Here is a 13,952-nt window from a genome sequence, read left to right as displayed (position 1 = left end):
TAGTCCCGACGGCAGGTTGCGGCCAGCCGCGGCAAAAACGCGAAACCCCGCACGGGGCGGGGTTCGCGGGGGACGGCGACTTCGACTTCAGCGCGCGTTCACCGCGCCGGCGCGGTTCAGCGCAGGCCGGTCTCGTTGCGTGCGATCACCAGGCGCTGGATCTCGCTGGTGCCTTCGTAGATCTCGGTGATCTTGGCGTCGCGGAAGTAGCGCTCGAGCGGCATCTCCTTCGAGTAGCCCATGCCGCCGTGGATCTGCACCGCCTGGTGGCTGATCCACATCGCCGCCTCGGAGGCCGTGAGCTTGGCCACCGCCGCCTCGGTCGAGAAGCGCTTGCCCTGGCCCTTCACCCACGCCGCGCGCAGCGTCAGCAGCAGCGCCGCGTCGAGCTTGCACTTCATGTCGGCGATCTTGGCCTGGGTCATCTGGAACGCGCCGATCGGCTGGCCGAAGGCCTTGCGCTCCTTCACGTACTCGAGGGTCGCCTCGTAGGCCGCACGGGCGATGCCGATCGCCTGGCTGGCGATGCCGATGCGGCCGGCGTCGAGCACGCTCATCGCGATCCTGAAGCCCTGGCCTTCCTCGCCGAGCACGTCTTCCGCGGCGACCACGTAGTCCTGGAACTCGATCTCGCAGGTCGCCGAGGCGCGGATGCCGAGCTTCGGCTCGGTCTTGCCGCGGTGGAAGCCGGGCTTGTCGGTATCGATCAGGAAGGCGGTGATGCCGCGGCTGCCCTTCTCCGGGTCGGTCATCGCGAACAGCACGATGTACTTCGCCACCGGACCGGAGGTGATCCAGCTCTTCTTGCCGTTGACGACGTAGCTGCCGTCGGCCTGCTTCACGGCGCGGCAGCGCATCGCGGTGGCGTCGGAACCGGACTGCGGCTCGGTCAGCGCGAAGGCACCGATCTCGCGGCCCTCGGCGATCGCGCGCACGTACTTCTGCTTCTGCGCCTCGTTGCCGTTGGTGAGGATGCCGTTGCAGAACAGCGAGTTGTTGACCGACATGATCGTCGAGTGGGCGGCGTCCGCCGCCGCGATCTCGACCATCGCCAGCACGTAGCTCACCGGGTCCATGCCGGCGCCGCCGTACTCGGCCGGCACCTCGATGCCCATCAGGCCGTTCTCGCCGAGCGCGCGGATGTTGTCGAGCGGGAATTCGCCGGTGCGGTCGTGGTGCTCGGCGCTCGGCGCGATGCGTTCGCGCGCGATCCGGCGGGCGACGTCCTGCAGCATCAGCTGTTCTTCGGTGAATCCAAAGTCCACGGCGGGATCCTCGAGGGGAAAAACCCGATTCTACCGGCCCTGCGTACCGCACCGTATCCCCCGGCCCCGCGCGCGTCCCCGTAGCGGTTGACCGTCGCCGGGCCGGCGCCTAGGCTTCGCCTTTATCTTTGAATCCGGATGGAAAGATGGACCTCGAAGCCTGGTCGAGCTGTCTCAAGGTGCTCGCCGACCCGACCCGGGTACGCCTGCTCGCCCTGCTCGAGCGCGAGGAGCTGACGGTCGCCGAGCTGTCGGCGATCACCCGGCTGGCGCAGCCGCGGGTTTCCACCCACCTGGCCCGCCTGAAGGAAGCCGACCTGGTGCGCGACCGCCGCGCCGGCGTGTCGGCCTACTACCGGCTCAATGCGGAGTCGCTCGACCCGGCCGAGACGCGCCTGTGGGAGGCGCTCCGCGACAGCACCGACGATCCGCTGCTGCGCCAGGACGCAGAACGCCTGCCCGCCGTGCTGGCCACCCGCGCCGCCGACCAGAACTGGGCCGACTCGGTCGCCGGCGACATGGAGCGCCACTATTCCCCGGGCCGCACCTGGGAGGCACTGGCGCGCTCGACGCTGCCGCTGCTCGAACCCGGCGACGTGCTCGACGTCGCGTCCGGCGACGGTGTGCTCGCCGAACTGCTGGCCCCGCACGCGCGCCGCTACGCCTGCATCGACTCCAGCCCGCGCGTGGTCGCCGCCGCGCAGGAGCGGCTGCGCCGCTACCCGCAGGTCGAGGTGCGCGAAGGCGACATGCACGCCCTGCCCTTCGCCGATGCCAGCTTCGACCTGAGCCTGCTGATGCATGCACTGACCTACGCGGCGCGGCCGGCGCAGGCGATCGCCGAGGCGGCCCGGGTGCTGCGCCCCGGCGGCCGCCTGGTGGTCACCTGCCTCGGCCGGCACGAACACCGCGCGGCGGTGACCCCCTACGGCCACGTCAACCTCGGTTTCGCCCCGAAGGAACTGCGCCGGCATGCCGAGAAGGCGGGCCTCACGGTCCAGGTCTGCGAGCCGGTGACGCGCGAGAAGCGGCCGCCCCATTTCGAAGTCATCACCCTGCTGGCGCAGAAACCTTGAACACGCTTCCCTGGCACGACCCCGCCCGCGCCGGGCGGCTGCTCGCCGCGCTCGCCGAACGCATCCTCGTGCTCGACGGCGCGATGGGCACGATGATCCAGCGCCACTCGCCCGACGAGGCCACCTATCGCGGCGCCCGCTTCGCCGGCGGCTACGACGGCGAGCGCGACGGCGCAGGCATCGCCGCCGGGCATGCGCATGGTGACGGCTGCGGCTGCAGCCGCGACCTGAAGGGCAACAACGACCTGCTGACGCTGACGCACCCGGACCTGATCGCCGGCGTGCACCGCGCCTACCTCGCGGCGGGCGCCGACCTGGTCGAGACCAACACCTTCAATTCGACGGCGCTGTCGCAGGCCGACTACGGGCTGGAACACCTGGTGCCCGAGCTCAACCGCGAGGCCGCGCGGTTGGCGCGTGCCTGCTGCGACGAGTTCGAGGCGATGGACCCGGCGCGTCCCCGTTTCGTCGTCGGCGTGCTCGGACCGACCAGCCGCACCGCCTCGATCAGCCCGAAGGTCGAGGACGCCGGTTACCGCAACGTCGACTTCGACACCCTCGCCGCGAACTACCTCGAAGCGGCGCGCGCGCTGGTCGAAGGCGGCGCCGACGTGCTGATGGTCGAGACGGTGTTCGACACCCTGAATGCCAAGGCGGCGCTGTTCGCGCTCGACGACCTGTTCGCCGAACTCGGGGCGCGGCTGCCGGTGATGGTCTCCGGCACGATCACGGACCGCAGCGGGCGCACCCTTTCGGGGCAGACCGCCGAGGCCTTCTGGTATTCGCTGCGGCACGCGCGGCCGCTGGCGATCGGGCTGAACTGCGCGCTCGGCGCCCGCGACCTGCGCGCCCACGTCGACATGCTCGCCCAGGTCGCCGACACCCACGTCAGCTGCCATCCGAACGCCGGCCTGCCGAACGCCTTCGGCGGCTACGACGAACAGCCGGAGGAAACCGCCGCGGTACTGCGCGAATTCGCCGAAGCCGGGCTGCTGAACCTCGTCGGCGGTTGCTGCGGCACCACCCCGGAGCACATCGCGGCGATCGCCGCCGCCGTCGCCGGGCTGCCGCCGCGGCGGATCCCGCAGTTGCCGGCCTGCACCCGCCTGGCCGGCCTCGAGCCGTTCGTGATCACCCCGGAAAGCAACTTCGTCAACGTCGGCGAGCGCACCAACGTCACCGGCTCGATCCAGTTCAAGAAGATGATCCTCGAGGGCCGCTACGACGACGCCCTCGCGGTGGCGCGCCAGCAGGTCGAGAACGGCGCCCAGGTCATCGACGTCAACATGGACGAGGGCCTGCTCGATGCCGAGGCGGCGATGCCGCGCTTCCTCAACCTGATCGCCGCCGAGCCCGACATCGCCCGCGTGCCGGTGATGATCGACTCCTCGAAGTGGAGCGTGATCGAGGCCGGCCTGAAGTGCGTGCAGGGCAAGGCGATCGTCAACTCGATCTCGCTGAAGGAGGGTGAGGCGGCCTTCCTCGGGCAGGCGACGCGCCTGCGCCGCTACGGCGCCGCGGCGGTCGTGATGGCCTTCGACGAACAGGGCCAGGCCGACACCCTCGAGCGCAAGGTGGCGATCTGCGCGCGCGCCTACGCGCTGCTGACCGGCAACGGCTTCCCGCCGGAAGACATCATCTTCGACCCGAACATCTTCGCGATCGCGACCGGCATCGAGGAGCACGACGCCTACGCGGTGGCTTTCATCGAAGCCGCGCGCGAGCTGCGGCGGCGCTTCCCGCTGGCGCACGTCTCCGGCGGCGTGTCGAACGTGTCGTTCTCGTTCCGCGGCAACAACATCGTGCGCGAGGCGATCCACGCGGTGTTCCTCTACCACGCGATCGCCGCCGGCATGGACATGGGCATCGTCAATGCCGGCGCCCTGGCGCTCTACGACGACCTGGACCCGGCGCTGCGCGAGGCGGTCGAGGACGTCGTGCTGGCCCGCCGGCCCGACGCCACCGAACGCCTGCTCGCCGAAGCCGAGCGCCACCGCGCGAAGAAGGGCGAAGTGCGGGGCGAGGACCTCGCCTGGCGCGCGCTGCCGGTCGACGGACGCATCGCGCACGCGCTGGTGCACGGCATCGACCGCTGGATCGAGGCCGACACCGAGGAGGCGCGCGCGGCCGCCGCGCGCCCGCTCGACGTGATCGAAGGCCCGCTGATGGCCGGCATGAACGTCGTCGGCGACCTGTTCGGCGCCGGCAAGATGTTCCTGCCGCAGGTGGTGAAGTCGGCGCGCGTGATGAAGAAGGCGGTCGCCCACCTGATCCCCTACATCGAGGCCGAGAAAGCGCGCAGCGGCGATGCCGGCAAGCCCCGCGGCAAGGTGGTGATGGCCACGGTCAAAGGCGACGTGCACGACATCGGCAAGAACATCGTCGGCGTGGTGCTGGCCTGCAACAACTACGAGATCGTCGACCTCGGGGTGATGGTGCCGGCGCAGACCATCCTCGATCGCGCGCGCGCCGAGCAGGCCGACCTGATCGGCCTGTCCGGGCTGATCACGCCCTCCCTCGAGGAGATGAGCCATGTCGCCCGCGAGATGAAGCGGCAGGGCTTCGCGATCCCGCTGCTGATCGGCGGCGCGACCACCTCGCGCGCGCACACGGCGCTGAAGATCGATCCGCACTATCCGGAACCGGTGGTCTGGGTGAAGGACGCCTCGCGTGCGGTCGGCGTCGCCCAGTCCCTGCTGAGCCCGGACCTGCGTGCGTCCTTCGTCGCCGCGAACGCCGCCGACTACGCCGAGGTGCGCGCCCGCCACGCCAATCGCGGCGACGCCAAGCCGCTGCTGCCGCTGGCGCGGGCGCGGCAGAAGCGCTTCGACGGCGGCTGGGACGGCTATGTGCCGCCGGCGCCGCTGCGTCCCGGGCTGACCGTGTTCGCGGACCATCCGCTGGAAGACCTCGTCGCGGTGATCGACTGGACGCCCTTCTTCCAGACCTGGGAGCTGGCCGGGCGCTTTCCGGCCATCCTCGACGACCCGGTGGTCGGCGAGCAGGCGCGTTCGCTGTACGCCGATGCGCAGGCGATGCTCGCGAGGATCGTCGCGGAAAAATGGCTGACCGCGAAGGCGGTGGTCGGGCTCTGGCCGGCGCAGTCGGTGGGCGACGACATCCACGTCGACGCCGGTGGCGGCACGGCGGTGCTGCACTGCCTGCGCCAGCAGGCCGACAAGCCCGACGACCGGGCGAACTTGTGCCTGGCGGACTTCGTCGCGCCCCGAGACAGCGGCCGGCAGGACTGGGTCGGCGCGTTCGCCTGCACCGCCGGGCTCGGCATCGACGGCCACGTCGCCCGTTTCGAGGCGCAGCACGACGACTACAACGCGATCCTGCTGAAGTCGCTCGCCGACCGTCTCGCCGAGGCCTTCGCCGAACGCCTGCACCAGATCGTGCGCCGCGAGCTGTGGGGATACGCCGCCGACGAGTCACTCGACAATGAGGCGCTGATCCGCGAGCAGTACCGCGGCATCCGTCCGGCGCCCGGCTATCCGGCCTGTCCCGACCACAGCGAGAAGGCGACCATCTTCCGCATGTTGCAGGCGGAGGCCAATGCCGGCATGGAACTCACCGAGAGTTTCGCGATGCGCCCGGCGGCCGCGGTCAGCGGCCTGTACTTCGCCCACCCCGGCAGCCGGTACTTCGTCGTCGGCCGGCTGACCCGCGAGCAGGTCGCCGACTACGCGCGACGCAAGGGCCTGCCCCTCGCGCAGGCCGAGCGCTGGCTGGCGGCGAATCTGGATTACGACCCCGAGTAGGGGGCTGGTGGGGAGAGCTCGCGCCTGAAGGCGCTCCCACAGGGGCGCTACCAGACGAGGTCGTCGGGGACCTGGTACTTCGGGTCGGCGTAGGGATCGTCTTCCGCCGGCGCCGACGGGTCGACCTTCAGCGCGATCGCGGGCGGGAAGATCGCCTCGGCCTCGGCGAGCAGCGCGGCGTCGACCAGCAGGTAGCGGCCGTCGAGCTGCAGCACGCCGAGCTCGCCGGCGTTCAAAGCCTTCAGCTGCGCCGCGGTGACGTGGATGCGCTTGATCTTGCCGCCGTAGGGGAAGTGCCGGGCGATGTCGGCGGCGGCGTCGTTCAGCGCCCTGCCCTGCACCAGCGTCGCGAGTTTCGCCTTCGCCTCGCGGCGCTGGCGCGCTTCCTCCTGGCGCTGGCGTTCGGCGGCGAGCCGCTCCTCCTTCTCCTTCTGGGCGCGGATCGCGTAGGCCTTCGCGAGGTCGATCTCTTCCTGCGACCGCGGCGCAGCGCCCGTGCCGGTCTTGCGAACGCCGTCGCGGCGGCGGCCGCCGTCGTCACGGGCCGGCCTGCGGCCGTCGGCGCGCTTGTCCTGCGCTGGCCGTGCGCGCCCGGCCGCCGCGTCGGGACGCTTGCCGTCGGGACGCTTGCCGTCCGGACGCTTGCCCTCGCCGCCCTTGCCTTCGGGGCGCGGCTTGCGCGGCTCCGGCGGCGGCGCCTTGAATCCGAGTCCGAGAAGCTGGTCGCGCAGCGAATTGCTCATGGTCGTTCAGTAATGCGGCGGCGGCGGTTCGTCGCCGGGGTCGTTGGCCTGCATCAGCGAGCGCAGCTGGTGCAGTTCGCTGGACGCGCGCACGAGCGCTTCCGAATAGCGGGAGATCTCGATGCGCGCCTCGGCGAGGGCATCGCTGAGCTCGGCGAGCGCATGTTCCTGGAACGCCACCCGCGTTTCCAGCTCGGCGATGCGCGCCTCCAGCGCCTGCGGATCCCCGGCCATCGTCAGCGCGCGGCCAGCGAGCGACCGCGGCCGATGCCGTAATAGGCCAGGCCTGATTCCTCGACGCTCGCCGGGTCGTAGAAGTTGCGGCCGTCGATCACCACGCGTTCGCGCAGGGTCGCCGCGAGCCGCGGGAAATCGGGGCTCGCGAAGGCCTTCCACTCGGTCACCAGCACCAGCGCGTCGGCGCCTTCGAGGGCGGCGTCGGGCGAATCGCACAGCACCAGGTCGTCGCGCTCGCCGAAGATGCGGCGGGCTTCCGCCATCGCCTCGGGATCGTGCGCGCGCACCTTCGCGCCGGCGGCCCACAGCTGCTGCAGCAGCACGCGGCTCGGCGCCTCGCGCATGTCGTCGGTGTTCGGCTTGAACGACAGCCCCCACACCGCGAACGTGCGGCCGGCGAGCTGGCCGCCGAAATGACGCGAGGCCATCTCGAACAGCTTGCCCTTCTGCGCGTCGTTCACCGACTCGACCGCGGCGAGGATCCGCGCCTGGTAGTCGTTCTGGCGGGCGATGCGCTCGAGCGCCTGCACGTCCTTCGGGAAGCAGGAGCCGCCGTAGCCTGCGCCCGGGTAGATGAAGTGGTAGCCGATGCGCGGATCCGAACCGATGCCGTGGCGCACCATCTCGATGTCGGCGCCGACGCGCTCGGCGATGTTCGCCATCTCGTTCATGAAACTGATCTTGGTCGCCAGCATCGCGTTGGCGGCGTATTTCGTCAGCTCGGCGGAACGTTCGTCCATCACCACGACGCGCTCGTGGTTGCGGTTGAACGGCGCGTACAGCCGCTTCATCCGCTCGACCGCGTGCGGGCTGCGCGAGCCGATGACGATGCGGTCGGGGCGCATGCAGTCGTTGACCGCGGCGCCTTCCTTCAGGAATTCCGGATTGGAAACGACGTCGACGGCGATCCCGGCGCCGCGCGCCGCCAGCTCCTCGTCGATCGCGGCACGCACCTTGTCGGCGGTGCCCACCGGCACCGTCGACTTGTTGACGACGATCGCGGGCCGTTCCAGATGCCGGCCGATCGTGCGCGCGACCTGCAGCACGTACTGCAGGTCGGCGCTGCCGTCCTCGTCCGGCGGGGTGCCGACGGCGATGAACAGGATTTCCCCGTGCCCGATCGACGCCGCCGCGTCGGTGCTGAACTGCAGGCGGCCGGCGGCGTGGTTGGCGAGCACCATCGGCTCGAGGCCCGGTTCGTAGATCGGAATCCGCCCGGCTTCGAGACCCGCGATCTTCTCCGCGTCGACGTCGACGCAGACGACGTTGTGGCCGACCTCGGCCAGACAGGTGCCGGTGACCAGGCCGACATAGCCGGTCCCGAAGACGGTGACGCGCATGACTACCCCCTAGCGGGGCGGTGGGGGCCGCCCCTGTCCGATTCGGGCGCCACCGTGCGGCGGCGCAGATGCAAGGAAACTCAGTGGCGCTCGGCGATCTCGAGCAGCTCGACCTCGAAGCGCAGCACGGCGTTCGGCGGCACCGGACCGCCGCCGTTCTCGCCGTAGGCCAGCTCGGACGGGATCCAGAACACGTACTTGCTGCCGACCGGCATCAGCTGCAGCGCCTCGGCGAAGCCCGCGATCACGCCCTGCGGCGACATTTCCTGCGGACCGCCCTGGATTTCCGACGAATCGAACACGGTGTCGTCGAGCAGGCGACCTTCGTAGGCGATGCGCACGACGTCGGCCGGACCCGGCTTCGGGCCGTTGCCGGCACGCTCGATGCGGTACTGCAGGCCCGACTCGGTGGTGTGCACGCCCGGCTTGGCCTTGTTCTCGGCGAGGAAGGCTGGACCTTCGGTGGCGTTGCGCTGCGCCTGCTCGGCGCGGCGGGCCTGGGCGCGGGTCTGCATCTCGACCATGAAGCCGGCCTGGATCAGCTGCGCCTGCTCCGCCGTCAGCTTCGACTTGCCGGCCATCTCGTCGGCGAGGCCCTGGACCAGCAGGTCGACGTCGATGTCCTCGGCCAGCGGCTCCAGGGTCTTGGCCATCTCGGTGCCGATCATGTAGCTCGCCTGCGCGCGCTTGCTCGGAAGGCCGTCGATCGCGACGAAGCCGGTGTCGTCCGCGGCGACAGCGGCGGCGCCGTCACTTCCCGCCGCCGGAGCGGCGTCGGCGGACGGCTTCTCGGGAGCACACGCGCCGAGGACGAGCACCAGGCTGGCGACGGCCAGCGGCGCGAGGGAACGCAGGGCGGAATTCATCGGGGAAACACTCCTGGGGAAGACGGGCCGGGACCGGCACGGCGGGGGCTATTGTCGCGGCGCCGCGCCGCCACGGCAACGGCAGCGCCGGCATCCGGCGCCCCCGCTGGTGGCGATCTGCATCCGAACGGCGGCGATCGTGCGTCAGCGTGGCGGACGCGGCGCCGCCAGCGCGGCTTCGATCGCGGCGACCAGTTCGGCGTCGTCGGGCTTCGTGCGGCTGCCGAAGCTGGCGATCAGGCGGCCGTCGCGGCCGACCAGATACTTGTGGAAGTTCCAGCCGGGCGCCTCGCCGGCGGCGGCGCTGAGTTCGCGGTACAGCGGCGTCGCCGCCTCGCCGGTCACCACGACCTTCTCGAACATCGGGAACTGCACGCCATAGGTCAGCGTGCAGAAGTCGCGGATCTCCTCCTCGCTGCCGGGCTCCTGGCCACGGAAGTCGTTCGACGGGAAGCCCAGCACCGCGAAACCCTGCGCGGCGTAGGCGGCGTGCAGGGCCTCGAGACCCTCGTACTGCGGAGTGAAGCCGCACTTGCTGGCGGTGTTGACGATCAGCAGCACGTCGCCGCCGTAGGTTTCCGCGAGGTTCACCACCTCTTCGGACGCGAGGCGGCGGTAGTCGTGCTCGAGCAGGGGCGCTTCCGCCCGCGTGGCAGGGGCGGCCAGCAGCAGGGCCAGGGCGGCCGGGATCCAGGCATTCATCGCGCGACTCCGCCCGGGGGGACGGACCGGGCTAGGCCATCAGTTTGGTCGAAAAAGGTGGAATCGGGTGTTGACCACCGGAAATCTAGTGTTATAGTTACCTACAACACCTGACATCTAACCCACCCCCACCCCCACCGGGAGGTCCCATGAACCCGAAATTCCGGAACAACGTGATCGGTCTGGCCGTCGCGCTGATGTCCGTCCTGACCGGCTACGGCCTGGGCGAGCCGCCGCGCGACACCGGCGCCGCCACGACCGTCGAAGCCGGTGAGCTGATCCTGCCGATGGCGGCGGCCCCGGCGGCCAACGCGACCCGCAACGCGCTGGTTCGCCACCTGGCCATGCCCTACGTCTCGCTGGCCCTGCCGACCCCGCGCCAGGAGTCCTGAGATGAATATCGCCTGGAACGACAGCGCGCCGATCTACCGCCAGCTCAAGGACAAGGTCGTCGCGATGATGCTCGACGGCGTCCTCCAGCCGGGTGAGGCGCTGCCCTCGGTGCGGCAGATCGCCGCCGAATACCAGCTCAATCCGATCACCGTCTCGCGCGCCTACCAGGAACTCGCGGACGAGGAACTCGTGGAAAAACGAAGGGGACTTGGCATGTACGTGACCGAAGGCGCCCGCGAGAAGCTGCTCGCGACCGAACGCGAGCGCTTCCTCAAGGAAGAGTGGCCGCTGGTGGTCGAGCGCATCAACCGGCTCGGCCTGAACATCGAGAAGCTGATGCGCGACGCCGACAAGGAGGGCAGCCGATGAGCGCCGTCATTTCCGCCCGTGGCCTGCGCAAGCAGTACGGCAAGGCGAAACCCGCCGTCGACAGCATCGACTTCGACATCCCGGCCGGCCGCATCGTCGGCCTGATCGGCCCCAACGGCTCCGGCAAGACCACGACCCTGAAGGCCGCCCTGGGCCTGGTGCCCTTCGAGGGCGAGCTGAAGGTCCTCGGCAAGGATCCGCGCACCCAGCGCGACGAACTGATGCAGGACGTTTGCTTCATCGCCGACGTCGCGGTGCTGCCGCGCTGGCTGAAGGTGAAGGACGCACTGGCCTTCGTCGAAGGTGTACACCCCCGCTTCGACCGCGCGAAGGCCGAACGCTACCTCGCCCGCACCAAGCTGACGCCGGAGGCCCGGGTCAAGGAAATGTCCAAGGGCATGATCGTGCAGCTGCACCTGGCGCTGGTGATGGCGATCGACGCCAGGCTGCTGGTGCTCGACGAGCCGACGCTGGGCCTGGACATCATCTACCGCAAGCAGTTCTACCAGAACCTGCTCGAGGACTATTTCGACGAGGAGAAGACGATCGTCGTCACGACCCACCAGGTCGAGGAGATCGAGCACATCCTCACCGACCTTATGTTCATTCGCGACGGCAAGATCGTGCTCTCGGCCTCGATGGACGAGGTCGGCGAGCGCTTCCACGAAGTGATGGTCCCCGCCGACCGCGCCGAGGCCGCCCGCGCCCTGCGCCCGATCGACGAGCGCACCGTCTTCGGCAAGTCCGTGATGCTGTTCGACGGCCGCCCGCGCAGCGAGCTCGCGAGCTTCGGTGAGGTCCGCAACCCCGGCATCGCCGACCTGTTCGTCGCCACCATGAAGGGAACCTACGCATGAACACGTTCAAGTGGCTCCTGAAACGGGAGTACTGGGAAAACCGCGGCGGCTTCTTCTGGGCGCCGCTGATCGTCGGCGGCATCGGCGTGCTCTTCTCCCTGGTCGGCTCGATCGCCGGCGCGCTCACGATCCGCCGGCACGTCGGCGAGATGCAGATCACGAACGTCTCCGAACATGCCCGCGAGCTCGGCGTCATGGGCGACATGGCCCTGATGTCGGGTGTGACGCTGGCCCTGACCGTCGCGGCCTTCGTGGTCTTCTTCTACGCCCTCGGCTCGCTGTACGACGACCGCCGCGACCGCAGCATCCTGTTCTGGAAGTCGATGCCGATCACCGACCGGCAGATGGTCGCCTCGAAGGCCGCCTGGGCGCTGGCGCTGACGCCGCTGATGGCGCTGGCGATCGGCATCGCCATCGGCGTCGTGATCTGGCTGGTGACGCTGCTGGCCGGCGTCGTCTCCGGGGTTCCGGGGGCGATGGGCATGGTCACCGCCTCGCATCCGTTCAAGGTCGTGGCGACGGTCCTCGCGGCGATGCCGGTGCAGCTGATGTGGGCGTTGCCGACCGTCGGTTGGCTGATGCTGTGCTCGGCCTGGGCCGGCCGCCTGCCCTTCCTGTGGGCGACGGCGCTGCCGGTGCTGACCGGGGCGATGCTGAGCTTCATCGACATCTTCCCCGGCGTCACGATCGCCCACGACAAGGTCTGGTACGTGATCTACCGCGGCCTGCTGAGCGTCGCGCCGGGCGCCTGGATCCCGACGATCGCCCGGCAGCCGGAAGGGAACTTCGACGGCCCGCAGGACCTGCCCGACCTGATCGGCATCACCAGCAGCTGGGAAACCTTCGCCCACGCCGACATCTGGATCGGCGCCGTGGTCGGCATCGCGATGATCGCCCTGTCCGTCCGGCTTCGCCGCTGGCGCGACGAGGGCTGACCGCACCTCGACGACGCGGGCCGGCCCGTGCCGGCCCGCTTCGTTCCGACTCCGGAGAGAACGATGAACCGAATGTTCCTGACTTCCGCCGTGTTCGCCGCCGTCCTGAGCCTCGCGGCCTGCGGTCGCGGCGACCGTGACCCGGGCGTCGAAGCCGGCAGCCTGGCGGACGAGGCGATCCAGGCGATGCGCGATGACCTCGCCGACGACCTGCTGAGTTTCGGCGGCACTGGCGGCCTGGCCCGCGCCAGGCTGACCCCGGAAGGCGACCTGCTGATCGACGGCGTCGCGGTGGCGATGGACGCCGAACAGCGCGCCGCGGCCCTCGCCTACCGCGCCGAATACCTCCGGATCGCCGAAGCCGGCGCCGCGATCGGCATCCGTAGCGCCGAGCTGGCGAAGGACGCGGTCGCCGCCGCGATCACCGGCGCCCTGAAGGGCGAGGACGACGCGGCGATCGAAGCCCGTTTCGAGCCGACCACCGCCCGCATCAGGGCCGAGGCCCGGGCGCTGTGCGACAGCCTGCCGCGGCTGAAGGCGGCCCAGGACGCGTTCATCGCGGCGGTGCCGGAGTTCGCGCCTTACGCCCGCTTCGACCGCAGCGATTTCGACGAATGCGACGTCGACGGCTGAGCCCACGGAGTTTCCGCATGAAGCGCCTTGCCCTGCTGTTCCTGCTCGCCCCCGCCCTCGCGAACGCCGGCAACTGCCGGCACGAGGAAAGCCGCGAGATCACGCCGTCGCTCACCGGCGTCACCCACGTCCGTTTCGAAGTCGATTCGCACGACCTGCGGCTGACCGGCGATGCCGCCGCGGACCAGGCCCGGCTCGACGTGCACGCCTGCGCCTCCACTGCCGAGCTGCTGCGGCAACTGGACGTGAAGACCCGTCGGGACGGCGACACCCTGGTGATCGTCCTCGAGCGCGACGGCGCCCCTGGCTGGAACTTCGGCTCGTCCGGGCTGACCGTGCAGGCCTCGCTGCCGGCCGGCCTGGCCTACACGGTGGACGTCGGCTCCGGCGACGCCGCAGTGCGTGGCGTCGACCGCCTGGTCGCCGACGTGGGCTCGGGTGAGCTCAGCGCCCGCGACATCGCCGGCGCAGTCGAGATCGCCGTGGGTTCGGGCGACGCCGACATCGACGGCGTCGGCAGCCTGCATGTGCTGTCGGTCGGTTCCGGTGACCTCGAGGCGGTGCGCGTGCGCGGCGACGTGCGTGTCGACGCCGTCGGCTCCGGCGACGTCGAGATCGACCGCATCGGCGGCAATGCCCAGATCCGGCGCGTGAACTCCGGGTCGGTCTCGGTGACCGGTGTCGACGGCGACCTGCACATCGGTCGCGTCGGCAGCGGCGAGGTCCTGCATCAGGATATCCGCGGCCGGATCACGATGTCGGACGGCTGAGA

Annotated in this window: 14 protein-coding genes; 8 read left to right on the top strand and 6 right to left on the bottom strand. The window is 70.3% G+C overall.

The genetic code is table 11. The features are described 5' to 3' along the window. Positions 1-116: 116 nt before the first annotated feature. Positions 117-1,265: an acyl-CoA dehydrogenase family protein gene (locus K311_RS0101465; RefSeq protein ID WP_026815842.1), complete on the bottom strand. Its 1,149-nt coding sequence runs from the start codon at positions 1,263-1,265 to the stop codon at positions 117-119. A 146-nt stretch (positions 1,266-1,411) separates the two neighbouring features. Between K311_RS0101465 and K311_RS0101460 the strand changes: the two genes are divergently transcribed. Together K311_RS0101460 and metH are read left to right on the top strand one after the other, a co-directional pair. Beyond that, positions 1,412-2,341: an ArsR/SmtB family transcription factor gene (locus tag K311_RS0101460; protein WP_026815841.1), complete on the top strand. Its 930-nt coding sequence runs from the start codon at positions 1,412-1,414 to the stop codon at positions 2,339-2,341. Next, entirely contained in the window at positions 2,338-6,105 is a 3,768-nt protein-coding gene (metH, locus tag K311_RS0101455) for a methionine synthase (protein WP_211223615.1), read from the top strand. The genes K311_RS0101460 and metH overlap by 4 nt, the downstream gene beginning before the upstream one ends. Positions 6,106-6,152: 47 nt before the next feature. On the opposite strand, the gene K311_RS0101450 is transcribed toward metH, so the two are convergent. The 5 genes from K311_RS0101450 to K311_RS0101430 form a co-directional block, all read right to left on the bottom strand. After that, on the bottom strand, positions 6,153-6,848 hold the full coding sequence (locus tag K311_RS0101450) for a DUF2058 domain-containing protein (protein WP_026815839.1): 696 nt from the start codon (positions 6,846-6,848) through the stop codon (positions 6,153-6,155). 6 nt (positions 6,849-6,854) lie between these two features. Then, positions 6,855-7,082 carry a SlyX family protein gene (locus tag K311_RS0101445; protein ID WP_026815838.1) on the bottom strand — a complete coding sequence of 76 codons (228 nt, stop codon included), beginning with the start codon at positions 7,080-7,082 and terminating at the stop codon, positions 6,855-6,857. 2 nt (positions 7,083-7,084) lie between these two features. Further along, entirely contained in the window at positions 7,085-8,425 is a 1,341-nt protein-coding gene (locus tag K311_RS0101440; protein WP_026815837.1) for a UDP-glucose dehydrogenase family protein, read from the bottom strand. A gap of 80 nt (positions 8,426-8,505) precedes the next feature. Then, on the bottom strand, positions 8,506-9,291 hold the full coding sequence (locus K311_RS14750; protein ID WP_043797190.1) for an FKBP-type peptidyl-prolyl cis-trans isomerase N-terminal domain-containing protein: 786 nt from the start codon (positions 9,289-9,291) through the stop codon (positions 8,506-8,508). Positions 9,292-9,435: 144 nt separating this feature from the next. Continuing rightward, positions 9,436-9,993: a glutathione peroxidase gene (locus K311_RS0101430; protein WP_026815836.1), complete on the bottom strand. Its 558-nt coding sequence runs from the start codon at positions 9,991-9,993 to the stop codon at positions 9,436-9,438. Between the two features lie 149 nt (positions 9,994-10,142). Between K311_RS0101430 and K311_RS0101425 the strand changes: the two genes are divergently transcribed. The 6 genes from K311_RS0101425 (at position 10,143) to K311_RS0101400 (ending at position 13,950) form a co-directional block, all read left to right on the top strand. Further along, entirely contained in the window at positions 10,143-10,385 is a 243-nt protein-coding gene (locus K311_RS0101425) for a hypothetical protein (RefSeq protein WP_026815835.1), read from the top strand. A gap of 1 nt (position 10,386) precedes the next feature. Continuing rightward, a complete protein-coding gene (locus tag K311_RS0101420) occupies positions 10,387-10,755 on the top strand; it encodes a GntR family transcriptional regulator (protein ID WP_026815834.1) in 369 nt (122 codons plus the stop codon). Continuing rightward, positions 10,752-11,612: an ABC transporter ATP-binding protein gene (locus K311_RS0101415; protein ID WP_026815833.1), complete on the top strand. Its 861-nt coding sequence runs from the start codon at positions 10,752-10,754 to the stop codon at positions 11,610-11,612. The genes K311_RS0101420 and K311_RS0101415 overlap by 4 nt, the downstream gene beginning before the upstream one ends. Then, complete coding sequence (locus K311_RS0101410) at positions 11,609-12,547, top strand: ABC transporter permease (protein WP_026815832.1); 939 nt, start codon at positions 11,609-11,611, stop codon at positions 12,545-12,547. Before K311_RS0101415 ends, K311_RS0101410 begins: the two co-directional genes overlap by 4 nt. Before the next feature lie 63 nt (positions 12,548-12,610). Beyond that, entirely contained in the window at positions 12,611-13,180 is a 570-nt protein-coding gene (locus K311_RS14745; RefSeq protein WP_154659409.1) for a hypothetical protein, read from the top strand. Positions 13,181-13,197: 17 nt separating this feature from the next. Further along, complete coding sequence (locus K311_RS0101400) at positions 13,198-13,950, top strand: DUF4097 family beta strand repeat-containing protein (RefSeq protein ID WP_026815831.1); 753 nt, start codon at positions 13,198-13,200, stop codon at positions 13,948-13,950. Positions 13,951-13,952 lie beyond the last annotated feature (2 nt).

It is taken from the genome of Arenimonas composti TR7-09 = DSM 18010 (assembly GCF_000426365.1).
GTDB lineage: Bacteria > Pseudomonadota > Gammaproteobacteria > Xanthomonadales > Xanthomonadaceae > Arenimonas > Arenimonas composti.
Note: the sequence above shows the minus strand (reverse complement) of the source record. Positions and strands in the feature narration are given on the sequence as shown.